The sequence below is a fragment of the Burkholderia sp. 4NA327C6 genome, assembly GCF_005502655.1.
GTDB classification, from domain to species: domain Bacteria; phylum Pseudomonadota; class Gammaproteobacteria; order Burkholderiales; family Burkholderiaceae; genus Burkholderia; species Burkholderia contaminans.
In genome coordinates, this window is sequence record NZ_SCNZ01000020.1 from 106,823 (window position 1) to 131,476 (window position 24,654).

Genomic DNA, 24,654 nt, shown 5'->3' on the forward strand with positions numbered 1-24,654 from the left:
AATGAGCAATGCACAACGGCCACACCGTCGGCAAGGCGGCCGCGTGGCTTGCCGTGAGCGTCGCGCTGGCGCTGGCTGCGCTGGTGATCGTCATCGTGACGTTCGACTGGAATCGAGCCCGGCCCTGGATCGATGACAAGGTGTCGGACGCGATCGGGCGGCAGTTCGCCATCAACGGCGATCTGCATGTCGGATGGCGTCGGCCCGAGAGCGAGCGAGGCTGGCGCGCATGGGTGCCGTGGCCGCGATTCGTCGCGCGCAATGTCACGATCTCCAACCCCGATTGGGCGCGCACGAAGTATTTCGTCACGCTGGACGCGATCAGTTTCGAGGTCGAGGCGCTGCCGCTGATGGCGCGCCGCATTGTGATCCCGGCAATCGATCTGGTCAATCCGTCCGTCGACCTCGAACGTCTGAAGGACGGGCGAGCCAACTGGACGTTCAAGTTCAAGCAGCCCGCTCAGTCGGGCCGATGGACGCTCGACCTGCATCAGATCGCGTTTGCCCAAGGCAATCTCGGCTACTACGACCAGCAGAAGCAATTCGATCTGAGCGCGGTGATCAACACGCTTGGCCAGCCGATTCCGTTCGGCGCGGTGATGAAACAGCAGGAGGCGTTGGCGCACCACGAATCGGCACGGGCCGTCGGGGCGGAAGGTCAAAAGAAGCTTGCCGCCCAGGCGCACGCGGGTTCGGCGCAGCCGGCGGTTCCTGCATCAGGGGTTGAAGCGGCGTCACGCGCATCGGCCGCGGCGTCGCAAGCGTTGGCCGCTGCTTCGCATGCTGCAGCGACGACATCCGGCACCGCAATCGCCCCGGCTGCATCAGGCCCGGCAGCGGGTTCGAACGCCCCCGCGACTGCCGCACCGGGCGCAGCGGCCTCGGCGGGTGCGGCGCCCGCGGCATCCACCGGTGTCGGCACTTACGCGATTGGCTGGACCGTCAAGGGGATCTACAAGAAGGGCAAGGTCGCCGGCACGGGCAAGCTTGGCAACCTGCTGGACCTGCAGGGCACGCAACGCCCGTTTCCGGTTCAGGCCGATCTGCACTTTGGCGATACGCACCTGGCGCTGGTCGGCACGCTGACGGACCCGTCACACCTGGCCGCGGTCGACCTCCGGCTGTGGCTTGCTGGCACCAGCATGGCCAAGCTGTATGACGTCACGGGCATCACGCTGCCCGAAACTTCACCTTATGCGACCGACGGCCGGCTGGTCGGCCAGTTTCGGGCGTCAGGCAACGTTTTCAAGTACGAGAACTTCACGGGACGCGTCGGCGGCAGCGATCTCGGCGGCACGCTGGTGTACGTCTCGCGCGAACCGAGGCCGTTGTTGTCCGGTACGCTGGAGTCGAGGTTGCTGCAGTTCTCCGACCTTGCGCCGCTCATCGGCGCCGACACGAATGCCAGCAAGGCACGGCGGGGCGCCGCGGTCGCACAGCCCGCGAACAAGGCGTTGCCGGTCGAGACATTTCGCACGGAACGCTGGAAGAAGATCGACGCGGACGTTCGATTGACCGGCCGGCGCATCGTCAAGACCGCGAGCCTGCCGATCACCGACCTGTCGACCCACATCGTGATGCAGGACGGTGTGTTGACGCTCAATCCGCTGAACTTCGGTGTCGCGGGCGGTACGCTTGCTTCGAACATCCACCTGGACGGCAGCGGCGTACCGCTCAAAGGGCGGTTCACGCTGCAGGCACGCCATCTGAAACTCAAGCAGCTGTTCCCGACCTTCCCGGTGATGCAAACGGCGCTCGGCGAAGTCAACGGCGATGCCGCGTTGTCGGCCACCGGCAATTCGCCGGCGGCGCTCGCCGCGACGTCCAACGGAGAGGTGAAGACGCTGGTGACCGACGGGACGGTGAGCCTCTTGCTGATGGAAGCCGCGGGGCTGAACGTCGCCAACGTGGTGTACGAAAAACTGTTCGGCACACGCGACGTCAAGATCAACTGCGGCGCGGCCGACTTCGTGGCCACCAACGGCGTGCTCGACTCGCGCGTATTCGCGCTCGACACCGAGGATGCGGTGATCGCGATGGACGGCAACGTGAACCTGCGGGATGAGACCATGAACCTGACGATCCATCCCCACACCAAGGGATTCCGGGTGATATCGCTCCGCTCGCCGCTGTATGTCACCGGATCCTTCAAGCAACCGCACGTCGGGGTGAAGGCGGGCGCACTGATCGCGCGGGGCGGTGCCGCGGTCGGGCTGGGCTTGCTGAATCCGCTCGCCAGTCTGCTCGCATTGCTGCAGCCGGGCCGCAGCCGCCCGTTGCCGTGCGGGCAGATGCTGGCCGACATGGAGCGGCGCCCGATCGCGCCGCCGCCGGGTGCCCGACAGAAGACGAAGGCGGCGCCGGCGTACCTGAATGCGCCGTCGGCGGCTTCTTCGGCTTCCGCGCCGGTGGGTGGCGAATCCCGGCATGGGAAGTGAGTGAGAGAGCCGGGTCTTCTCTTGCGGCCGGCATTGGCGGGCGCGGGCCGACCGCGGCTTCCCATTGCGCGCCGATTGGCGGAAAAAAACGAAAGCCGCGAACAGCAGCGACGAACTGCGACACCGATGTCCCGTGGTTCAGTTCCTGTCTGGCATCGACAGGCCCCGAGTCGTGGCCTCGTGCAACTACCAAGTTGCTGCGTCTTTCCCATTATGGTCAAATGACCACATCAATTGACCAATTGGTGTATAGCCTCCCCTGACTCGGAAATGCGTCTCGGGAGGCATGAATTTGCCTGCCAGGCAGCGTGCGATGGCGGTTGGGGCGGCGGAAGCCACCAACATTTCAGTCGTTTCGGCTAACGAAGCAAGCGAGATGGGGACCGTCGCACGTCAACCGCATGCCGATAGCGTGATCCTGGATGCCGCTGACTGACCATCGGTCGACTATGCAGCCCTGTCGTTTCGACGCGGGATGAAGCTCGCGTGGCTCGAGGCGCGCCAGTTCGTTCACGCACGTGATGAGGTTTTTTGCGTCGCGCAATTATTCAACGGGACAGAGGAGATTGGGTATGGAGAAGATATGGCTTGATGCCTATCCGCCGGAGGTTCCGGCAGAGATTGATTCCAGCGCGTATCGAAACATCACTGCGTTGATCGAACAAAGCTTCAGCAGGTTTCACGCGAATCCGGCGTTTGCGTGCGATGGAAAGCAGATCACCTATGGCGAGCTCGACGTGATGTCTGGAGCACTCGCCGCGTGGCTGCAGTCACGCGGCCTCGAACGTGGTGCGCGGGTCGCCATCATGATGCCGAATGTGCTGCAGTACCCGATCTCGATTTGTGCCGTGTTGCGCGCCGGCTACGTTGTCGTCAACGTCAACCCGCTCTATACGCCCCGCGAACTGCAACACCAGCTGAATGACAGCGGCGCGGAGGCGATCGTCATTCTCGACGGCTGCACGGAAACGCTGGATGCAATCCTTGCACACACGCAGGTGAAGCATGTTCTGGTTGCCGCGCAGGGCAATGCTTCCGGCGCGGAACAGAAGCCGAGCCCGTATGCGGCATTTGACGACGCGATCGAGGAGGGAAGTCGGAGCAAATTCATACCGGCTTCCCGGTCGCCGGACGATGTCGCTTTTCTCCAATATACGGGCGGGACAACCGGGGTGTCGAAAGGCGCGACGCTGTTGCATCGGAACATCGTCGCGAATGTATTGCAGTCGGACGTCTGGCTCAAACCCGCTCGCGATTTGCGCCCTGACGTGACGCAGTTCATCACGGTGGCGGCACTACCGCTTTATCACATCTTTGCGCTCAATGTTTGCTGCCTGTTGACGATTCACATGGGTGCGCTTTCCGTACTGGTGCCGAATCCGCGGGACATCGGGGGGATGATCAAGTCGCTCGCCGGATACAAAATCACGAACTTTCCGGGCGTCAACACGCTCTTCAACGCGATGCTCCATCATCCTGAATTTCCGCGCCTCGATTTCTCCAATCTGCTGGTGGCCAGCGGTGGCGGGATGGCCACGCAAGAGGCCGTCGCAAGGCGCTGGAAGGAGATGACCGGCGCGCCGATCATCGACGGATACGGGCTGTCCGAGACATCACCTTGCGTCGCAATCAATCCCGTGACCGGTAGTGAGTTCAACGGCACCATCGGCTTGCCGTTGCCCTCCACGGAAGTGTCGATCCGGGACGACGACGGCAACGAATTGCCGCCCGGCGAAGCCGGAGAGCTGTGCATTCGTGGTCCGCAGGTGATGGCGGGTTACTGGCAGCGGCCGGACGAGACCGCGAAGGTGATGACCGCGGACGGCTTCTTCAGATCGGGTGACATCGCGTCGATCTCCGAAGCGGGCTTCGTGCGAATCGTCGACCGCAAGAAGGACATGATTCTCGTGTCCGGTTTCAACGTCTACCCGAACGAGATCGAAGAGGTCGTCGCCAACCACCCCGGCGTATACGAGGTCGCGGCGATCGGCGTGCCCGACGAGCATTCAGGAGAGGCCGTCAAGCTGTTCGTGGTCAGGAAAGATCCGGCGCTGACGTTCGAAGACCTGATGGCGTTCTGTAAAGGCCAGCTGACCGGTTACAAGCGCCCGAAAAGCATCGAGTTTCGCGACAGCCTGCCAAAGAGCAACGTCGGGAAGATCCTGCGGCGCGAGTTGCGGGTGTCGAACCATTGACGTGATCGACCGAGGTGATGCCGGAAGGTCGAGCGGCCGGCATCACCCGTCTCCTGACCGGCACGCGAACGGCATCACGGAGAAAATCCGTCGCGCGCCGGCGCCTGGTACATCAGGCGCGCTTGCGCCACAAGGTGCAGGCCGGAATCGAAGACCTCGTCGCATCGATTCCGGAAAGCGGTGGCCGGGCCGGTCAAAGGTCTGAAGCAACCGGAACCGGCATGATCCCTTCGCCGTCACGCAAACACGTCGGCAACATATCTGCCATGCTCCCGCTCCATCGTGTCGATCCACGCGCTGGCGATTTCATCGTTCGCTCCTGTTGCCTCCTGATAAATGCGGGCAAGCGTGGCGCGTACGGCAGGCGCCATATTCTTTCCATCCCCGCAGACGAAGACGGTGGCGCCTTGCGCAAACAGTGCGGCGATCTTCTCGCGCTCCAGCCAGACTTTGTCCTGAACGAACCGGGCACCTTCCTCCGGGCGGTTCGAGTAAGCCGGCATCACTTCGACCACATCGGATCGCGCCCATTCGTCGAGTTCGTCGCGATAAAGAAAGTCGACGTCGGGATCATCGATGCCGAAGAAGAGCAACGACTTGCCGACGTTTTCCCCCTGCTGCTTCTGTAGTGCGCGCTCTTGCAGAAAACCACGGAATGGGGCGATACCGGAACCGGCACAGATCAGAATCATCGGAAGACCGGTTTCGGCGGGTGGCCGAAAGTGTGCGTTCGATGGCCTGACTGCAACGGACAGGCTGTCCCCCGTGTTGAGTCGCGCGAGATACGACGACGCCACCCCTTCATGGCGACCATTGCCGGAGAGTGCCGGAGCATCGACCACGGCCACCGTCAGCGTGACATGGTCTGCTTTCCAAAGCGGGGAAGACGAGATCGAATACTGGCGTGCCTTCAGCGCGGGCAGCATATCGAGGAACTTGTCGAGCGACAGATCGACGGATCCGAAGCGTTCGAGCAGATCCATGACGGTTGTCCGCTTTCCCAGGATCTCTCCTTCGAAATCGTCGGCGCTCAGGCGCTCGAGCACGACCTTCTCGGGAGGGCAGCGCGTGGCAGCGGCCAGGGTGGATACTTGCGATCGGGTGGCAGGAACGGCGAGTTCGACATAGCTCGAGAACAGGTCACCACAACTGATTGGCTGGCCGAGCGGCAGGCGCGGATTACTTGACGTTCCTTCAATCACCACCTGCGTGTCCCAGCTCACGCGAAACCGGCGCAAGACGCGATCGACGTTGTTTTTCGAGTTGCGGGGCAGCACGGCCAGGTAATCTCCCGATCGATAGGTCATCTCGTCCGGCAGTTTCAGTTCGATATGCTTTTTGGAGCGGCTGCCAGCCACGCTGATATCGACCAGTTCCCTGTTGTCGACGATGGACGCATGCGCCATGTCGCCGAAATTCAGCAACTTTTCGCGGGTATTCTCGGCGAAACTGACCTTCAATGCAGTATCGCCATGTTGCACGGTCGACACTGCCTTCCCGGCGCTGATTGCAAATCGGTCCCACATTTCGGTGTACCAATTGTCAAATTCACCAAAGAAGTCGCCGCCGGAATCGAGCTCGCCTCTAGCGTGCACTCTCGTGGCGCCGGCCTTCTCGAGCGCTTCATCGACTCGCTTGGGAATCGCCTGGTATGTCCGGGCCCATTGTTTGTTGCCGCATCCGAGAACCGAAAAATGGACACCGTCCAGCGCGCCTTCTTCGAGTGCTTCGACATACGGGAAGAATGACCTGGCGTTGTCCGGCGGCTGTCCTTCGTAGGAAGCGGTGACGATCACGAGGGCAGGATACCCGTCGAGTTTTCCCGCGAAATCGTCGAGGGGCGCGCACGTGGCGTGAAATCCGTGACGACTCGCGTCACCTGCAATGCGTCTTGCGAAGGATTCGGCGGAGCCCGTATTTCCCCCGAAGAGCACGAGTATCGTCGACACATCTTCGCCGAAAGGGAGCGACTGAACCGGCGCGACGCTCGGGCTTTGCGCGCTCGAGCGGGCGCGAACGGCCGTATCGGGCACTTTGAGCGCACCTCGGGCCCGCGGTTTCACGTTGATCCGGAAACCGGTCGGCTTCAGCGTAAGCGTTTCGGCGACGTCCAGCTCGTAGTCCGGATCGGCGAAAGAGAAATCGAATCGCTGAAGGAGCATGATCAGAACGAGATGCGCTTCCTGCATCGCAAACGGGCGGCCGATACAGGCACGTGCCCCATTGCCGAAGGGCTTCCATGCATTGGGCGGGAGTTGCTCCGCATGCTCCGGCGCAAATCGCTCCGGACGGAACGCCTCGACGTCCTCGCCCCAGACGCTCACGTCCCGATGCAACATGGGCGTCAGGATCATGATGATGTCGTCGGGAGAAACGGCATATTTGCCGCCGAACGTGGTGTCGGCGAGCGGCGACACGGCGAATGCCGGCGCGGTCGGCCAGATTCGCAACGTCTCCATGAGGATGTGTTCGATGTAACGAAGTCGTGCGAGATGCTCGATCCGCGGGGTCTCGCTGCCCACCACCTCGTCGACCATGTCCCGTGCTTTTTGCAGGATGTCCGGGTTCTTGAGGAGGAAATAGGTGGCAAAGGACAGGAGCCCGCTGGTCGTTTCATGTCCGGCGATGAGAAAGGTAATCATCTGGAAGACGATGTTCTCGTCATCGAGTTTTTCTCCCGTCACCGGATCGACGCCGTTCAGCATTCGGTCGAGCAGGTCCATCGACGCTTCGCTGTCGTGCGGGTGCTTGCGCCGGTCCTCGATCATTTTGGTCGCGAGCGATCGCATGACTTCGATGTCCGCGTCGAACTTTCGACTGCGATTGACCATCAGCTTCGACACCAGTTTGGGTCGCAACTCGCGCTTTCCGGCCTCGCTGAGGGTGTTGACCATGGCATCGACGAACGGATGCTGATCTTCACGGTAGAAGCTGTTGAAACGACAATCAAACGCACACAGGGCAATCGTATCGAGCGTCAGTCGCGTCATGTGATCGGACACGTCGACTGGCGTCTCCGGGCCGAACCGCTCCCAATGGAGAAACATCTGGTCGGCGATGTCGACCATCTTGTCGAACATTGACCAGATACTGAGCGGGCCGAACGCCTGCATCAGCACGCGATGCGCTTTGGCCCAGTTCGGTTCGTCACCGAATGCCGTAAATAACCCGTCCCCGATCGCGGGTCTGAGTTCGAGCAGCGACTGGTGCACACACTTCTGAAATCGGCTTTCATCACACACTTCATTCACAAGTGTTTGGCCGCTGACAACGTAGTAACCTTGGCCGAACACCTCGAACCAGTAGACCGGCCCGTACTTGCGCGCGAGATCCATCATCTTGGCAAGTGGAGACGGCCCGAGGACCTCCATCAGATGACCGATGACGGGTTTCAGGGGCGGCTGGGGGACGAGGGATGAGGATTTCATTTCAATAGCCTTTCAGAGGTATGTCAGCGCATCACATCTCAATCTATTGAACGAATGTAAAATAGACAAAACCCCGTGTCCAGAGCTTTTTATGCCCCCTGATGTAAGCCCTAATCCCGCCGATCCTCGCTTTCAACGGAGCTACGACGCGCTCGTTCGCGCCGTGACCGAACTGCTCGACGACGCGCCGCTCAACAAGCTCAGCATTGCTCAGCTGGTGCAGCGCGCGGGCGTCGCGCGTCCCACGTTCTATCAGCACTTTCCCGACCTTCAGTCGGCCGCTCAGCGGGCCGCACTGGTGAGGCTCGACGACGCGTTTGCGTTCGTCGAGGAGCAAGGCAAACTGCTGAACCCGCCGAGTGCCACTTTCTTCAGGTCGATGGAGGTGGAAACCGCGCTGATTCTCGAGCATCTGAATGCGCATCAGCCTTTCTATCTGACCGTGTTCAACGACGCGGCAACATCGGCGTTTTTCGATGAACTGGTGACATTCGTTTCCGGCCGGATTCTTCCTCCCTATGAAGGCGTCCGTACGGAAGCAGAGCAGGATTGCCTGACGGTGCTCGGCGGGGGATTGGTCTGGACGGCGGTGCACTGGCTTCGCCAGGGCGCCACGCGCGAGACCCCGGCGGTCATGGCGAATCGCATGGCCAAGACGGCGGCGACGATCCTCGACGCGTTCGGTCTGACGCTCGGGTTCGCGCAGGCGGATTCGGAGTAGCGAGAGGGGAAGCGTGACGCCGCGGTGGACCATGCGGCGTGTCATCGTCATGGTCGTCGAGCAATCAGGTTGAGGTCGCGGGTTTCATGAAATACGCGTGGAACGCCCGCAGCGCGGACGCGACCCATTCGCGCTCATCCTCCGACACATCGTCGAACGGCACACCGATCTTGTCCTTCGTGTAGTGATCGCCCAGTGCACCGCGAATGCGGCGGTTGGCGCCCTCGGCGTCGAGCAGGGTACGTTCTATCCGTACTGCCCCTTCTCGTGCGGACAGCGTGAAGCGAAAGCGCAGGCTCGCGACACCGGTCAGGATTCGTTTCAGGTCAAACTGCAACCGATCCGGAAAGACCGTGAAATAGATGAAGTCCTCGCGGTCTTCCGGCGTACCGTAAGCGTTGATCGCGCGTCCTTCGGGCTGACCATGGCGCATCAGGATGGCGCTCAGTAACGTGCAGTCGTGAATGTCCATTGCGTGTTGCGGTTTTCGTGTCGCCCCGTATCACGGCACGACGGCGACACATTGAAGGGTTTTTCCTGCGCCAACGCGCGCACGGCTCGTCCGGTGTGACGCACCGAACGCTACCGTGCAGACGCACGATCCGCGAACGCCGTTACTTCGGGAGCCAGCCTTTCAGGCCTTCCCTCAACATGTTCACGCAATCGGCACGGGTTTCGCCGGTCTCGATGCAGCTATAGTCGCTCAACGCTATCCAGATCACGCGTGCGTCCATGCCTTCGCCGTCGAGCGCCAACAGTTGATTTTCCTTCACGATCGGCGTCCAGATCCACGGCTTCATGTCGCACTCCAGCGCCGCCAGCAGCTCGCCGTCTGGACTGTAGAAATGGGGCCGCCCGTCCGCGGTAATCGCCAGCAACTGGCGCCCGTGCAGGAGCTTCGGCGGCTGCTTGTAGGCGTGATGGACGTGTGCGTATTCGCAGGGGATGACCAGCCGGCCGCTCTCGTGCACGACACCCTGCAGGATGCCCGGATTGTCCGGCGAAGGCTCGCCGGGCCGACACCACTCGACCACTGCGAGGCGCAGCGTCCGGTGGAACGCGAAAACGTTCTTGTAACGCGTGTCGAACAGCGGTTCGCCGGTCGCCGCATCGACAACGGACACCGTATCGTCCGCGTGGAAGAGGCGGACTCGACCGTCGTCATGGAGCATCCCGCCGGTCAGGTCGTCGAACAGCGATTCGCCACGTGGCCAACGCAGCAGCTCGACGATTCCGCTCGTGCCTTCCGGCAGCGGCGCACGTCGCCCCAGTGCCAGCGTTCGCGTGAGCGGAGACAAATTGACGTAGCCGGCGGAAACCGGCACGACCCACCGGCCATTCAGATCCTTGAGTCCGCCCGGCGCCCCGGCAATCCAGTCACCGTGTTGCCTGATGACGATATAGCCTGCCTCGATGTCGATCCATTCCGCGCCTTCGTCGGGGTGCACCAGCCAGCGCCCATATGGCGTGACGAGCCCGGCCGGGGCGCGTGGCCGATCGGCGTCGGCCGAAGGCGTTTCGCCCGCAGCACGATCGATTCGCCGAACATAGTACGCCTGCACTTCCTCGATCCATGGTTGCCAGTCCCTTGCCGGCTCGTAGCTTTCCCGCAGATCATCCGGCCATTCCGCATGCGGCTGCGCCTCGATCGCGTAGATGCGCTCGATCACGTTCGGATTCCACCATCCCCATTGCCCCGTTGCCTCGCTCAGCAACGGTAGAAGGGCGGGCGGCAGGTCGCCCGCGCCCATCTCGGGTGCCGGGCCCCATTCGGTGCAGCGTTGTTGAGTCTGCTGCAGGAACGCCTTCATGTCGGGTGTGCCGATCGCCGCGTCGCAAAACTGGCTGCAATCGAGGATCAGCCATTCGCGCGTCGTCGTCGAGACGGTCGTGTGCATGTGTGCCCATTGCGCCCGGGCATCGGCAGGCAACTGCGGCAGCCGTGGCCGCATGTGCCGGTCCAGCGCATGCCAGCGTTCGCGCACCTCGGCCATCGGCGCCATCAGGCAGGCGGGCGACTCGACATCGCCAAACATCGCGCACGGTGCGATCTGTGGCAGATGCGCTGCATCGCCGATCAGGTAGAGGAACAGGTGCGGAATCTGTTCGAACCATTCGGCCCAGCCGTCCATCTGGCCGTTGTCGATATCCCACACGGTCTCGGGCGTGGACGGGTGGTCGTGAGCAAACAGGCAAGCATATCGAAGCATTTTCCCGGAATCTCTCTTGTTTATTTGTGTGTGCAACTTCGGTCATCCACGACGGGGCGGGTCACATTCGATCGAGGTTGAATGGCGTCACGTTCGGCAAGCCGCCGGCCCGTCATGCCTCTACGCAGCAGCAGGACCGATCATGTGTGCATCGGCCTGGGGCAGGTCCCGATCATCAACACTCCCACGCAGCCGAGGAATATACCCGTGATGCCGGCGCCGAGCCATTCATGGCGTGCATGGTGTTCGTCGTCGGTCAATTGCCGGCGGGCGCGGGTGTACGTGGCGGAGAGGGTTCTTTCAAGGAAGGAGGAACGGGCGGGCATCGTCGTTCCTTCAATCCGCACGCGGAGGACCAAACGGATCGGGTAACCGGAGACGGTCAGCACGAAATACTGTCGATGGCGCTGTTTGACCTTGCCACCCAGTGGTCGTGGTGGGTGAGACGCGTTGGGTAGCGATGTGTATAATTTAGAAATTCATACACATCGAGAGGTGTGCCATGCGTACCAACATTGAAATCGACGACAAGCTGATGGCCGAGGCGCTTGCCGCAACCGGTGTCAAAACCAAGCGTGAGGCGGTCGAGCTCGGTCTGAAGACGATCATCAAGCTCAAGCAGCAAGAGCAGATTCGCCAGTTCCGTGGAAAACTCCACTGGGAAGGTGATCTCGACGCCATGAGGACGGATCGATGACGCTCGTGGATTCGAGCGTCTGGATCGACTATTTCCGCGGCAAGGTTGCGCCGGAAACCGACAAGCTCGATGCTTTGCTCGGCCACGAGGCACTGTTGTCGGGCGACCTGATCGTCGCGGAGGTGTTGCAAGGCTTCTCGGCTGAATCCGAATTCAATGTCGCCCGCCAGTTGATGACGGGGCACATGAATGTCGTGTCGCTAGTCGGTACCGACAACGCTGTCCAGGCCGCGCGAAATTATCGTGAGTTGAGCGCGCGAGGCGTGACGATCCGCAAGACCATCGACACGCTGATCGCGACTTATTGCATTGAGAACGGGGTCTCGTTGCTGTATAGCGATCGCGACTTCGATCCATTCGTTCAACATCTGGGTCTTCGATCAGCCCTTCTGGATGATTGAGCGAAGCCAGGCTAGCCTCACCGACATGCGACCTGAGCGCATTCCGGGCGACAGGAAATCCAGTTCAAGGGCCGGAGCGCGAAACCTTGCGGGCCTCGGGATCGGGCGCAAGCACGATCCAAATCTAAACGATTTGTGATCCCTTCCCGCCGCAAAATTTTGCACAATGGCGGCAGCGCGGCCCATTGCCGCCATTCGCCCCCGCGCATCCGGCCAGCCGGACCGGGGCCGGCCCGAACCGATACCAGGCACCGACGTGCCGCCGCCCACCGCCATGGATCAACCGAAACGCATCCTGATCGTCGAGGACGACGCCGATATCGCCGATGTACTGAGCCTGCACCTGCGCGACGAGCGCTACGAGGTCGTGCACAGCGCGGACGGTGCCGAGGGGCTGCGCCTGCTCGAACAGGGCGGCTGGGATGCGCTGATCCTCGACCTGATGCTGCCGGGCGTCGACGGCCTCGAAATCTGCCGGCGCGCACGCGCGATGACGCGCTACACGCCGATCATCATCACCAGCGCGCGTTCGAGCGAGGTGCACCGGATCCTCGGTCTCGAGCTCGGCGCCGACGACTATCTGGCCAAGCCGTTCTCCGTGCTCGAACTCGTCGCGCGCGTGAAGGCGCTGCTGCGGCGCGTCGATGCGCTCGCGCGCGATTCGCGGATCGACGCGGGCACGCTCGACGTCGCGGGGCTGGCGATCGACCCGATCGCGCGCGAGGCGAGCGTGGACGGCGCGCGCATCGACCTCACGCCGCGCGAATTCGACCTGCTGTACTTCTTCGCGCGGCACCCGGGCAAGGTGTTCTCGCGGATGGACCTGCTCAATGCCGTGTGGGGCTACCAGCATGAAGGCTACGAGCACACGGTCAACACCCACATCAACCGGCTGCGCGCGAAGATCGAGGCCGATCCGGCGGAGCCCGTGCGGATCCTCACCGTGTGGGGCCGCGGCTACAAGCTTGCCGCGCCGGGCCAGCGGGACGCATGATGAAGCTCACCCTTACCCAGCGGCTGTCGCTCGTGTTCTCGGTGCTGCTGCTGGCGTGCTCGGGCGCGTCCGCGTGGCTGCAGATCCGCGCGAATGACATGCGCGAGCAGGAAGTCGTGCAAGGGCTGTCGCGCGACCTGGCCGCGAATATCGTCAACAGCGTGACCCACAGCGCGCCGCTGATGGACGCGAACGGGCTGCGCCCGGATGCCGTGCGCACATTGTTCGGCCAGCTGATGGGCGTGAACCCGAGTGTCGAGGTCTATCTGCTCGACAACGCAGGGCGGATCAAGGGCGACGATGCGCCGCCCGGCCACGTGAAGCGCGACCGCGTCGATCTCGCGCCCGTGCAACGCTTCATCGCGGGCGAGCCGCTGCCGATCCTCGGCGACGACCCGCGCAGCCCGGATGCGCGCAAGGTGTTCAGCGCCGCGCCGCTGCAGCTGGCGGGGCAGCCGCCGTCGGGCTACATCTACGTGGTGCTGCTCGGCGAGGCGCACGACCAGCTGGCCGCGCGCGTCGACGCCGGCAACGTATTGCGCACGACGCTGTGGTCGATGGCGCTGGTCGCGCTGCTCGGCCTGCTCGCGGGCCTTACCGCGTTCAGCTTCATCACGCGCCCGCTGCGCCGGCTGACCGATGCGATGCGCCGCTTCGACGCGAACGGTACGCCCGACACGCAGCCGCCGGTGCCGCGCTCGCGGCCGGGCCGGCGCGGCGACGACATCGTCGTGCTCGAATCCGCGTTCGCGCAGATGGCCGACCGGATCGGTGACCAGTGGCGCGCGCTGACGCATCAGGATCAGCAGCGGCGCGAACTGATCACGAACATCTCGCACGACCTGCGCACGCCGCTCACGTCGCTGCACGGCTACCTGGAGACGCTGTCGCTGAAGTCGGACACGCTCGCCGAGAACGAACGGCGGCGCTACCTGTCGATCGCGCTCGCGCAGAGCGCGAAGGTCGGCCGGCTCGCGCAGGCGCTGTTCGAGCTCGCGCGGCTCGAATCGGGCGGCGTGCAGGCCGAGCGCGAGCCGTTCTCGCTCGTCGATCTCGTGCAGGACGTGTTCCAGAAATTCGAGCTGACCGCGCAGGCGCGCGGCGTCGCGCTGCATGCGCGGATTCCGCCGCGGGTGCCGGTCGTGTCGGCCGATCTCGGGATGATCGAGCGCGTGCTGACTAACCTGCTCGACAACGCGCTGCGGCACACGCCCGCGCACGGCGAGGTCGAGGTCGCGCTGGAGCCGCGCGGCGACCACGTGCTCGTGACCGTGGCCGATACCGGCGAAGGGATTCCGGCGGCGCGGCGCGACGGGCTGTTCCAGCGGCCGCAGCGGCCGATGAGCGGCGGCGCGGTGACGAGCGGCGGGCTCGGGCTGCTGATCGTGCACCGGATGCTGGCGCTCAACGGCAGCAGTATCCGGCTGGTTGATCGGGCCGGGCGCGGTGCGGTGTTCGAGTTCGCGCTGGCGGTGGCCATGCCGGCGGCCGGCGACGGGCGCTGATCGTCGTCAGCGCCGGTCACGCCCGCGTTCAACCGCCGCGCTTGCGCCGTATGTCATTCGGCGTCACGCCGGTCCAGCGCTTGAACGCGTGGCGAAACCCCACCGCGTCGCTGAAGCCGAGCGCCAATGCGATGTCCTCGGTGCTGAGCGTGGTCGTGCCGAGATAGTCGATCGCGAGCGCCTTGCGCACGCTCGCCAGCAGTTCGCTGTACGACGTGCCTTCGGCTTCGAGCTTGCGGCGCAGCGTGCGCGACGTGATGCACAGGATGTCCGCTATCGCGTCGATGTCCGGAAACTGCCCGGGCGTGCGCGTGAGCTCCTGGTACACGCGCCGCGTGACGCCGGCCTGGCTGCGCATTTCATCGAGCAGGCTCGCGCAATGCGACGACACCTGCGCGGCGGTAATCGGATTCGCGAGCTGCGGTGCGCGCGTGAGCCACGCAGCCGGGTAGCTGAGCACGTGATGCGGCTGGTCGAAGGCGATCGGGCATTCGAGCGCGTCGGCCAGCAGCGCCGCGTGCACCGGCTGCGGCTGCGCGAACTGCGCGCGCGCCGGCACGCACCACGCTCCCATCACGTCCTTGATGATCGTCACGTGCAGCGCGAACTGCATGTCGATCAGGAAGCGGTACAGCGGCTCGTCGAGGTCGGGTAGCGCGACTTCGTGCTGGTCGGGAAACTGCCACGACACGATGTCGCCCTGTTCGACCCAGCGGATCGCGAGCATGCCGTTCGCGAGCCGGTGATATTTGACGGCGGATTCGAACGCGTGCGCGAGCGATTCCGAACACAGCATCGCGTAGCCGTACATCCCGTAGCTCGACACGTGCAGCCGGTGGCCGACGCGCACGCCGAGGTCGGTGCCGTCGTAGCGGCCGATCGCATTGCGCGCGGCCGTGAGGAACTGCAGCGGCGAGGTGAGCGTGAACGGGTCCGCGACGGCGGCCGGCGTGAGGCCGGTACCGTCGAGTACCACGACCGGGTCGAGGCCGGCTTGCGCGGCCACGTCGAGCAGCACGGCCAGCTTGGCCGGCGTGAAGCGCTGCTGGCGCAATGGGTGGGTCGGCTCGACGTCCGGCAGGCGGGGTGCGCGGGCGGTCGTCGGGTTCAAGAGCGCACTGCGCGGCATGGGAGCATCCTGCGTCCGAATCGATATCGTTGACGGCACGCAATTCTGCGCGGGATCGGTCCCAAACGCCACAGGGTTCACCCTGATACGGCGCCAGTGCTACCCGGCCCAGCGGGCTTCGATGGCGCCCGTATCGCTGCAGCCGGCCCGGAGCCTGGCGGCCCGCCAAGTAGGCGGCATTCGGCGAAGTTGTCTGGACAGGCGCGGCGCACATGTCCGTTTCGATCATCTTTTCGGCCGCCGGGATCATTTTCAAAGTGCGCCGCACGGGCGATAGTCGCCGGTCAGGCGATGGTCCGCGCTTCTCCGGCGTGCAGGCCATCGTGCGAACGGCGCGGCCGGCGCGCCGTCCCCCGTGGAGTGAGACATGACGAAGAGACACTGGACCGGGTCGTATGGCTCGATCCCCGCCGAGATCGATCCCGATCGCTTTCCTTCCGTAAGCGCGCTGCTGGACGACGCGATGCGCCGATTCGCCGATCACCCGGCGTTCCACTCGTATGGCCGCACGCTCACCTATGCCGACGTCGACCGCCTGTCGACCGCGCTGGCCGCCTATCTGCAGCAGGTCGTGGGCGTGCGCAAGGGTGATCGCGTGGCCGTGATGCTGCCCAACGTGCTCGCGTTTCCGGTCGCGTTCGTCGCGGTCGCGAAGATCGGCGCGATCCAGGTCAACGTGAACCCGCTCTACACGGCGCGCGAGCTCGAGCATCAGCTAGACGACGCGGGCGTCGAGGTCGCGCTGGTGTGCGGCGGGTCGATGGGCACGTTCGCCGAAGTGGTCGGCGGCACGCGCGTGCGCACCGTGCTGAGCGTCGGGCGCGGCGATCTCGGCGTCGTCGATGCGCCGGCCGGGACCTGCGACGCGCTGCCGCCCGGTTCGATCCCGCTCGCGGATGCCATTGCCGCCGGCGAATCGCTCACGTTCGAACCGGTTGCGCTCGGCGGCGAGGACCTGCTGCTGCTGCAGTACACGGGCGGCACGACCGGCCTGTCGAAGGGCGCCGCGCTGTCGCACCGCAACCTCGTCGCGAACATCGAGCAGTTCGGCGCGATCGTGCCGGCCGCGCGCGAGCCGGGCGAGGAGGTCGTCGTCACGGCGATCCCGATGTATCACATCTTCGCGCTGACGGTGAACTTCCTGTCCTACTTCGCGATCGGCGCGCAGAACTGGCTGATCGCGAACCCGCGCGACATGGACGGCTTCATCGACGTGCTGAAGGCCGCGCGGCCGACAGTGTTCGTCGGCGTGAACACGCTGTACGCGGGGCTCGCCGGCCATCCGCGCCTGACGGAAGTCGACTGGTCGCGGCTGAAGCTGTCGGCCGGCGGCGGCGCGGCCGTGATCGACGTGATCTCGTCGCGCTGGAAGGCGGTGACGGGCAACTTCATCCGCGAGGGCTACGGGCTGTCGGAAACGTCGCCGGTCGTGTCGTTCAACCCGCAGTCGATCGACTCGTTCACGGGCACCACGGGCCTGCCGCTGCCATCGACCGACGTGAAGCTGCTCGACGAGCAGGACAACGAGGTGGCGATCGGCGGCGCGGGCGAGATCTGCGTGAAGGGGCCGCAGGTGATGGGCGGCTACTGGCGGAAACCGGACGCGAATGCGGCCGCGTTCACGGCCGACGGCTATTTCCGTACCGGCGACGTCGGCGTGTTCGACGAAGCCGGTTTCCTGCGGATCGTCGACCGCAAGAAGGACATGATCATCGTGTCGGGCTTCAACGTGTACCCGAACGAGGTGGAAGCGGTCGCGACCGCCGTGCCGGGCGTGGCCGAGTGCGCGTGCATCGGCGTGCCGGACGCGCGCACGGGCGAGGCCGTGAAACTGTTCGTGGTGCTGGCGCAGGACGCCGATGTGACGGAGGCGCAACTCGTCGCGCATTGCCGCGAGAGCCTCGCGGCCTACAAGGTGCCGAAGCTGATTCGCTTCGTCGACCGGCTGCCGAAGTCGACCGTCGGCAAGATCCTGCGCCGGGAACTCAGCCGCACCGACTGATGGCGTCGGCGCGCAGCGCAATGCTCCGCGTGCCGACGGCCCGGAAGGCTCCGCGCGGGCCGCTCAAGTACAATGCGAGCGGTTCGATCGACGGGGACGCGATGACCGGTTCAGATTCACTTTCCGCCCAGCCCGGGCCCGCACCCGGGCGTGCGCTGCCTTCGCCGAGCGCGACGGTGCCGATCTCGCTCGTCAACGGCTTCCTCGCAAGCGCGGCCGTGCAGCGCGACGTGGTCGAGCGCTACCTGGGCGGGGCCGGCATCCCGATCGAGCTGCTCGGCGAACCGCATGCGCGCGTGACGGAGGAGCAGTTCTCGACGCTGTACCGCACGCTCGCGATCGAACTCGACGACGAGATGCCCGGCATCTTCTCGCGCCCGCTGCGCGGCGGCACGCTGAAGTACCTGTGCCTGAGCCTGCTCGACGCGCGCAACCTCGAAACGGCGCTGCATCGTTTCGGGCAATTCTTCCATATCCTGCTCGACGATTTCTTCGTAGAATCGAAGCGCGACGGTCTCGTCGCGCAGGTGGTGCTGCGTCCGAACGACGCCATCGGTCCGATCGGCGCGCTCGGCCAGGAACTGATGCTCAAGCTCGTGCACGGCGTGTGCTCCTGGCTGATCGGGCAGAAGATCCCGCTGCTGCAGATCGAGTTCGCGTGCCCGCGGCCGCGCCATGCGGTCGAGCACCTGTACTTCTTCACCGGCGCCGTGCAGTTCGACTGCGAGCGCACGCTGATGCGCTTCAGCGCGGATTACCTCGACGCGCCGATCCGGCAGAGCAAGCGCAACCTGCGCAAGTTCCTCGCGCGCGCACCGGGCGACTGGATCTTCGAATCGTTCAGCGAACAGCTCGTGTGCCATCGCGTGCGGCAGTACCTGTCGGAAGCGTTGCCCGACCTGCCAGTGATCGACCAGGCGGCCGAGCACCTGCATTGCTCGGTGCGCACGCTGAGCCGCCACCTGGCCGCCGAAGGGACGACGTTCCAGGTGCTCAAGGACGAACTGCGGCGCGACATCGCGATCCAGCGGCTGACCGATACGCCCGACACGATCGCGGCGATCGGCGCCGACATCGGCTTCGACGATCCGAGCGCGTTCCATCGCGCGTTCCGGCACTGGACAGGGAGCACGCCGGGCACTTACCGGCGGCGCGCATAACGCATCGCTTCAGGTTTCAAGGTAGCCGGTTCCCATAACCGTATACCTTCGCGCGCTCCCATGGACGGCTCCCCCAGCCCATTTGACCGTACTCACGTGTTCATCGCCGGGTTTCGGTCGCGCGCACCAGTCTGATCAGATCGACGATCGACGTGGCCAGTCCGGCCAACAGCAATACGGCGAGTACCAGGTAGTCCGGCGTCTCGCGAATCACGGCCATGAGTGCGCTGTTCGTCGCGGGGGACCAGACCGCCTGGATCAGGCAGTAGGCGATGAACCCTGCATCGGCGATTGCCAGCGCGAGGGCGACCATCAGGAGTCCGACGATCCGCGCTCCTCGCCGCCGCGATCCTGGACGCGCGTTCACTGGGTGCTGCGCAGCCGGTAGCCGACCCCGCGCATCACCTCCGGCACCCCGGACGCGCCCGCGCATTCGAGCTTCTTGCGCAGCCGGCTGATATGGCTGTCGACGGTGCGCTCCAGCGCATCGACGTCGGCGAGGCAGGCGTCGATCAGTTCGCTGCGCGTGAACACGCGGTTCGGCGAGCCGGCTAGGTGCGCGAGCAGCCGGAATTCGGTCAGCGTCAGCGAGACGCCGGTTTCTCCGGTGTCGGTGCGGACCGTGGTCAGATAGCTTTGCGTATCGATTTCAAGGTTGCCGACCTTGATGAAGCGCCCGGACGTGGCCGCTTCGAAACGACGCAGGATCGCTCGGATGCGCGCGACCACCTCGGCCGGATTGAACGGCTTCGTGATGTAGTCGTCCGCGCCGAAACGCAGCCCCTGCAAGCGATCGATCTCGCGATCGAGCGCCGTGATGATGACGATCGGCGTGTCGCTGCGGCGGCGCAGTTCGACCAGGACTTCCCAGCCGTCCTTCTTCGGCATCCTGACGTCGAGCAGGATCAGGTCGGGCTTCAGCACGGGTTGCACGTCGAGCACGGCCTGGCCGTGACCGACGCGATAGGTGCGAAAGCCGTCGTGGGCGAGGTACGCGTCGAGTATGTCGGCGATCTCCGGATCGTCTTCGGCAATGAGTATCAGAGGGTTCATCGGGTCCACTGGAAGTGAGCGTGACCGTTAGGGCCGGCGGCGCGGCACGTGCGCCGCCGGACTTCACCGTGCTTTCAGTCGTCGCGAACGGATGGGCGACGGCCCGTTGCTCAGTTCTTTGCCACGCTGTTGGCGGGAGGCACGTCGGTGTCGGTCAGCCCGCCACCGAGCGCCTTGTAGAGCGCGACCGCGTTGCCCAGTTCGGCGTTGCGCAAATCCAGCAACGTCTGGCGCGCGGCATACAGCTGGCGCTGCGAGTCGAGCAGTTCCAGCCGATCCTCGATGCCCGCGCGATAGCGCAGGTTCACGAGGTCGGTACGGCGCTCGGCGCTCTTGACGACCTTCGTCTGCGCGTCGATCTGGCGGCTGAAGGTCTCGCGGCCGGCGAGGCCGTCGGCCACTTCGCGGAACGCGGTCTGGATCGAGCGTTCGTACTCGACGACCGCGCTGGACTTGCGCACTTCCGCGAGATTCAGCTCGGATCGCAGCCGGCCGCCCTGGAAGATCGGCAGCGTGACCTGCGGCGCGAAGCTCCACACACGCTGGCCGCCGTCGAACAGGCTGCCGAGCCCCGGGCTGAGGAAGCCGATCGACGACGTCAGCGACAGGCGCGGGAAGAATGCCGCGCGCGCCGCGCCGATGTCGGCGTTGGCGGCGACGAGATTCTGCTCGGCCTGCTGGATGTCCGGCCGGCGGTACAGCAATTCCGACGGCAATCCGGCCGGCAGCTTGGTCATCACCGGCTGGCGTTCCAGCGACAGCGGATCGGGCAGGCTCTTCGGCAGGTCGGTGCCGACCAGCAGCCGCAGCGCGTTGCCCGCCTGTTCGACGGCGCGCGAACGCGCCTCGAGATCGGCGCTGGCGCTCGCGACCTGGCCTTCGGCCTGCGCGATGTCGACGCCGCTCGCCTGGTCGGCGAGCTTGAGGCGGCGCGCGAGGTCGAGCGACTGGCGCCAGTCGTTCAGCGTGCGTTCGGACAGCGCGCGCTGCTCTTGCGCGAGGCGCTCGGCGAAATACGCGTTGGCCACGGAGCCGACGAGCGCGATCTGCACCGCCCGGCGGCCGTGATCGGTCGCGAGGTAGCGCGCGAACGCCGCATCCGACAGCGACTTCACGCGGCCGAACAGGTCGATCTCGAACGCGCTGAGACCGATGTTCACGCCGTACTGGTTCTGCGTGTTTTCGAGCAGCGGCGGGTTCGATTGCGAGTCGGCGGCCGTGCGCTGGCGCGTGAAGCTCGCGCCGGCGCCGATCGACGGCAGGCGCGCGGAACGCTGGATGCCGTACTGCGCTTCGGCAGCCTGGACGTTCAGCGCGGCCAGGCGCAGGTCGCGGTTGTTCTCGAGCGCGAGCTCGATCAGGCGCTGCAGGCGGCGGTCGCCGAACATCGAGCGCCAGCCGAGATCGGCCGCGTTCGCGTGCTGGTCGGCCGCGACAGCGGTCATATAGGCGGTCGGCACCGGCATTTCGGGCTTGACCAGCTTCGGCGCCATCGAGCACGCCGACAGCGCGAGCGCGGCGGAAACCGCTGCGGAAAGAATGAGTAATCGCATGGCATCAACCTTCATGTTCGTGGGTCACGGCGGCGGGCTTCTTGCCGGATGCGCGCCATGCCGAGATGCGTTCCTGGATGCTCATCACGAACACGTAGAAGACCGGAACGAAGAAAATGGCCAGCACGGTGGCGGTCACCATGCCGCCGAACACGCCGGTGCCGATCGCGTGCTGCGTTTCGGCGCTCGCGCCGGTCGCGATCATCAGCGGGACGACGCCGAGGCCGAACGCGAGCGAGGTCATCAGGATCGGGCGCAGACGCAGCCTGGATGCCTTCACGGCCGACTCGATCAGCCCCATGCCTTCCTCGCGCAACTGCTTCGCGACTTCCACGATCAGGATGGCGTTCTTCGCCGACAGGCCGATCACGGTGATCATCCCGACCTTGAAGAACACGTCGTTCGGCATCCCGCGGAGCATCACGGCGCCTAGCGCGCCGATCAGGCCGAGCGGCACCACCAGCATCACCGATAGCGGAATCGCCCAGCTCTCGTAGAGCGCCGCGAGCACCAGGAACACGACGACCATCGACAGCGCCATCAGCATCGGCGCCTGCGAAGCCGACTCGCGCTCCTGCAGCGACTGGCCGGTCCACGCCACCGTGAAGCCCGGCGGCAACTGAGCGGCCAGACGTTCCATCTCGGCCATGGCCGCGCCGCTGGAGTAGCCGGGGGCCGAGCCGCCGGAGATCCGTGCGGACGGGTAACCCTGGAAGCGCACCATCTGCAGCGGGGTTTCCGACCAGACCGGACGCACCACTTCGGACAGCGGCACCATGCCTCCGGTCGCGTTGCGCACGTAGAGCTTCATCACGTTCTCGATCTGCATGCGTGCCGGGGCATCCGCCTGGATGATCACCTGCTGCATGCGGCCCGCGTTCGGGAAGTCGTTCACGTAGGTCGAACCCATCGCGGCCGACAGCGTGTCGCTGATGGTCGTGAACGACACGCCGAGCGCTTCGGCCTTCTCGCGGTCGATATCCAGCTTCACGCTGGTACCGGCCGGCAGGCTGTCCGGATAGACACCGGTCACCACCTTGCTTTGCGCGGCCAGTTCGAGCAGCTTGGCTTCAGCCGCCTTGAGTGCCGCGTAGCCCTGGTTCGCGCGATCCTGCAGGCGCATCGTGAAGCCCGAGCTGGTGCCCAGCCCGTCGATCGCCGGCGGCAACAGGCTCATGACCGTGCCTTCCGTCACGCCGCCCATCGCGGCCTGCGCTTGCATCGCTTCGTCCATCGCGTTTGCCCCTCCGCGCTTGTCCCAGTCCTTGAGCACCGCGTAATTCAGCGCCGCGTTGGAGCCGAGGCCCGAGAAGCCGTAGCCGATGATGGAGATGCTCGACTCGATGCCCGGACGCGATGCGAGATGCTTCTCGAGGGTCTTGACCACGTCGCCCGTGCGCTCGACGGTCGAATCCGACGGGAGCAGGAAGCCGGTCATGAAGTAGCCCTGGTCTTCCTCGGGCAGGAACGACGACGGCAGCATGCGGAAGCCGAACACCAGCGCGGTGGAAAGCGCGACGAACAGCAGCATCACGCGGCCCGTGCGGCCGAGCAGCTTGCCGACGCGCGTTTCGTACCAGTTCGTCATGCGGTCGAAGCGGCGGTTGAACCAGCCGAAGAAGCCGCGCTTCTCGTGGTGGCCATGCTCGACCGGCTTGAGCATCGTCGCGCACAGGGCCGGCGTCAGCGTCAGCGCGAGCAGGGCCGAGAACATGATCGACACGGCCATCGACATCGTGAACTGCTGATAGATCACGCCGACCGAACCGCTCGACATCGCCATCGGCAGGAACACGGCCGTCAGCACCAGCGTGATGCCGATGATGGCGCCGGTGATTTCCTTCATCGCCTTGATCGTCGCGTCCTTCGGCGACAGGCCTTCTTCCACCATCAGGCGTTCGACGTTCTCCACGACGACGATCGCATCGTCGACGATGATGCCGATCGCGAGCACCATGCCGAACATCGTCAGCACGTTGATCGAGAAGCCCGTCATCAGCATGACCGTGAAGGTGCCGAGCATCGCCACCGGCGCGACGATCGCCGGGATCAGCGTGTAGCGCACGTTCTGCAGGAACAGGTACATCACGAGGAACACGAGCACCATCGCTTCGAGCAGCGTGTGAATCACCTTCTCGATCGAGATCTTCACGAACGGCGCGGTATCGAACGGGATCGAGTAGGTCATGCCGGCCGGCATCGTCTTGGCGATCATGTCCAGTTGCTCGCGCACGGCCTCGGCGGTCTTCACCGCGTTGGCGCCCGGAGCCAGCTGCACGCCGGCGAAGGTCGCGGGCTTGCCGTTCTCGCTGTTGACGAAGGTGAACGACTGCGGGCCGAGCTCGACCCGCGCGACGTCGCCGAGCACGACCTTCGAGCCGTTCGCGTTCGCGCGCAGCACGATCTTCGCGAACTGCTCGGGCGACGTGAGCTGGCCTTGCGCGGTGAGCGGCACGGTGACGCGCTGGCCTGGCAGGGCGGGCGCCGCACCGAGGCTGCCCGGGGCGATCTGCACGTTCTGCTGGGCGACGGCGTTCGTCAGGTCGTTCATCGACAGGCCGTAGGTGATCAGCTTCTGCGGATCGACCCAGATGCGCATCGCCTGTTCGGAGCCGAACAGTTGCACCTTGCCGACGCCGTCGACACGTCGCAGATCCTCGACGACGTTGCGCGCCATGTAGTCGGCCAGCGCGTTTTCGTCATAGCGGCCGCTGTCCGACTTCAGGCCGACGAACAACAGGAAGCCCGTGGAGGCAGACTCCACGATCACGCCGTTTTGCCGCACGACGGGCGGCAGGCGCGGCTCGACCGACTTGAGCTTGTTCTGCACCTCGACCTGCGCCATCGCCGAATCGGTGCCGGGCTTGAAGGTCGCGGTGATCTTCGCCTGGCCGGAGGTATCCGACGCCGATTCGAAGTACAGCAGGTTCCGGACGCCGGACAGCTCGCGCTCGATGAGGCTCAGCACGCTGTCGTTCATCGTCTGCGGCGTGGCGCCCGGGTAGGTGGCGGTAATGGTGACGGTCGGCGGCGCGACCGACGGATAGCGTGCAACCGGCAGTTCGGGGATGGCGATCAGGCCCAGCAGGATGATGAAGAGGGCGATCACCCACGCGAAGACCGGGCGCCGGATGAAGAATTGGGACATGGCTGGAGGCTCCCCGTGAC

General features: G+C 64.8%; 18 protein-coding genes. 9 read left to right on the forward strand and 9 right to left on the reverse strand.

What is annotated here, in order from left to right; all coding sequences use genetic code 11:
* Positions 1 to 8 precede the first annotated feature (8 nt).
* Both FFS49_RS21180 and FFS49_RS21185 read left to right on the forward strand, forming a co-directional pair.
* Positions 9 to 2,438, forward strand: coding sequence for an AsmA family protein (locus FFS49_RS21180; RefSeq protein WP_105817847.1), 2,430 nt, complete (start codon positions 9 to 11; stop codon positions 2,436 to 2,438).
* A 572-nt stretch (positions 2,439 to 3,010) separates the two neighbouring features.
* Positions 3,011 to 4,633: an AMP-binding protein gene (locus FFS49_RS21185; RefSeq protein ID WP_105817848.1), complete on the forward strand. Its 1,623-nt coding sequence runs from the start codon at positions 3,011 to 3,013 to the stop codon at positions 4,631 to 4,633.
* 236 nt (positions 4,634 to 4,869) lie between these two features.
* On the opposite strand, the gene FFS49_RS21190 is transcribed toward FFS49_RS21185, so the two are convergent.
* Entirely contained in the window at positions 4,870 to 8,061 is a 3,192-nt protein-coding gene (locus FFS49_RS21190) for a cytochrome P450 (RefSeq protein ID WP_105817849.1), read from the reverse strand.
* A 163-nt stretch (positions 8,062 to 8,224) separates the two neighbouring features.
* Between FFS49_RS21190 and FFS49_RS21195 the strand changes: the two genes are divergently transcribed.
* A complete protein-coding gene (locus FFS49_RS21195) occupies positions 8,225 to 8,782 on the forward strand; it encodes a TetR/AcrR family transcriptional regulator (RefSeq protein ID WP_244113559.1) in 558 nt (185 codons plus the stop codon).
* 64 nt (positions 8,783 to 8,846) lie between these two features.
* Here the strand turns inward: FFS49_RS21195 and FFS49_RS21200 are convergent, their stop codons facing one another.
* The 3 genes from FFS49_RS21200 to FFS49_RS21210 form a co-directional block, all read right to left on the reverse strand.
* Positions 8,847 to 9,254, reverse strand: a complete 408-nt coding sequence (locus tag FFS49_RS21200) for a hypothetical protein (RefSeq protein WP_105817851.1) — start codon at positions 9,252 to 9,254, stop codon at positions 8,847 to 8,849.
* 142 nt (positions 9,255 to 9,396) lie between these two features.
* Positions 9,397 to 10,776 (reverse strand): hypothetical protein, encoded by a 1,380-nt coding sequence (locus tag FFS49_RS21205; protein WP_146127215.1) that lies wholly within the window; start codon positions 10,774 to 10,776, stop codon positions 9,397 to 9,399.
* 356 nt (positions 10,777 to 11,132) lie between these two features.
* Positions 11,133 to 11,381: a hypothetical protein gene (locus FFS49_RS21210; RefSeq protein ID WP_137909827.1), complete on the reverse strand. Its 249-nt coding sequence runs from the start codon at positions 11,379 to 11,381 to the stop codon at positions 11,133 to 11,135.
* 113 nt (positions 11,382 to 11,494) lie between these two features.
* On the opposite strand from FFS49_RS21210, the gene FFS49_RS21215 reads away from it, so the two are divergent.
* From FFS49_RS21215 to FFS49_RS21230, 4 genes are all read left to right on the forward strand, one after another.
* Entirely contained in the window at positions 11,495 to 11,689 is a 195-nt protein-coding gene (locus FFS49_RS21215; RefSeq protein WP_039353253.1) for a type II toxin-antitoxin system VapB family antitoxin, read from the forward strand.
* Positions 11,686 to 12,090, forward strand: coding sequence for a PIN domain nuclease (locus FFS49_RS21220; protein WP_105817854.1), 405 nt, complete (start codon positions 11,686 to 11,688; stop codon positions 12,088 to 12,090). The genes FFS49_RS21215 and FFS49_RS21220 overlap by 4 nt, the downstream gene beginning before the upstream one ends.
* Positions 12,091 to 12,364: 274 nt before the next feature.
* Complete coding sequence (locus tag FFS49_RS21225) at positions 12,365 to 13,084, forward strand: response regulator transcription factor (protein ID WP_039353478.1); 720 nt, start codon at positions 12,365 to 12,367, stop codon at positions 13,082 to 13,084.
* On the forward strand, positions 13,084 to 14,589 hold the full coding sequence (locus FFS49_RS21230; RefSeq protein ID WP_105817855.1) for a HAMP domain-containing sensor histidine kinase: 1,506 nt from the start codon (positions 13,084 to 13,086) through the stop codon (positions 14,587 to 14,589). The genes FFS49_RS21225 and FFS49_RS21230 overlap by 1 nt, the downstream gene beginning before the upstream one ends.
* Before the next feature lie 28 nt (positions 14,590 to 14,617).
* Here FFS49_RS21230 and FFS49_RS21235 read toward each other — a convergent pair whose 3' ends face one another.
* Positions 14,618 to 15,718 carry an AraC family transcriptional regulator gene (locus tag FFS49_RS21235; RefSeq protein WP_105817856.1) on the reverse strand — a complete coding sequence of 367 codons (1,101 nt, stop codon included), beginning with the start codon at positions 15,716 to 15,718 and terminating at the stop codon, positions 14,618 to 14,620.
* Between the two features lie 367 nt (positions 15,719 to 16,085).
* On the opposite strand from FFS49_RS21235, the gene FFS49_RS21240 reads away from it, so the two are divergent.
* Positions 16,086 to 17,720, forward strand: coding sequence for an AMP-binding protein (locus FFS49_RS21240; protein WP_105817857.1), 1,635 nt, complete (start codon positions 16,086 to 16,088; stop codon positions 17,718 to 17,720).
* On the forward strand, positions 17,720 to 18,880 hold the full coding sequence (locus tag FFS49_RS21245; protein ID WP_224755882.1) for an AraC family transcriptional regulator: 1,161 nt from the start codon (positions 17,720 to 17,722) through the stop codon (positions 18,878 to 18,880). The genes FFS49_RS21240 and FFS49_RS21245 overlap by 1 nt, the downstream gene beginning before the upstream one ends.
* Positions 18,881 to 18,980: 100 nt before the next feature.
* Here the strand turns inward: FFS49_RS21245 and FFS49_RS21250 are convergent, their stop codons facing one another.
* From FFS49_RS21250 to FFS49_RS21265, 4 genes are all read right to left on the reverse strand, one after another.
* Positions 18,981 to 19,193: a hypothetical protein gene (locus FFS49_RS21250; RefSeq protein WP_105817858.1), complete on the reverse strand. Its 213-nt coding sequence runs from the start codon at positions 19,191 to 19,193 to the stop codon at positions 18,981 to 18,983.
* 50 nt (positions 19,194 to 19,243) lie between these two features.
* Positions 19,244 to 19,933 (reverse strand): response regulator, encoded by a 690-nt coding sequence (locus FFS49_RS21255; RefSeq protein ID WP_105817876.1) that lies wholly within the window; start codon positions 19,931 to 19,933, stop codon positions 19,244 to 19,246.
* A 110-nt stretch (positions 19,934 to 20,043) separates the two neighbouring features.
* Positions 20,044 to 21,486: an efflux transporter outer membrane subunit gene (locus FFS49_RS21260; RefSeq protein WP_105817859.1), complete on the reverse strand. Its 1,443-nt coding sequence runs from the start codon at positions 21,484 to 21,486 to the stop codon at positions 20,044 to 20,046.
* Positions 21,487 to 21,490: 4 nt separating this feature from the next.
* On the reverse strand, positions 21,491 to 24,634 hold the full coding sequence (locus tag FFS49_RS21265; RefSeq protein WP_105817860.1) for a multidrug efflux RND transporter permease subunit: 3,144 nt from the start codon (positions 24,632 to 24,634) through the stop codon (positions 21,491 to 21,493).
* Between the last annotated feature and the right edge of the window lie 20 nt (positions 24,635 to 24,654).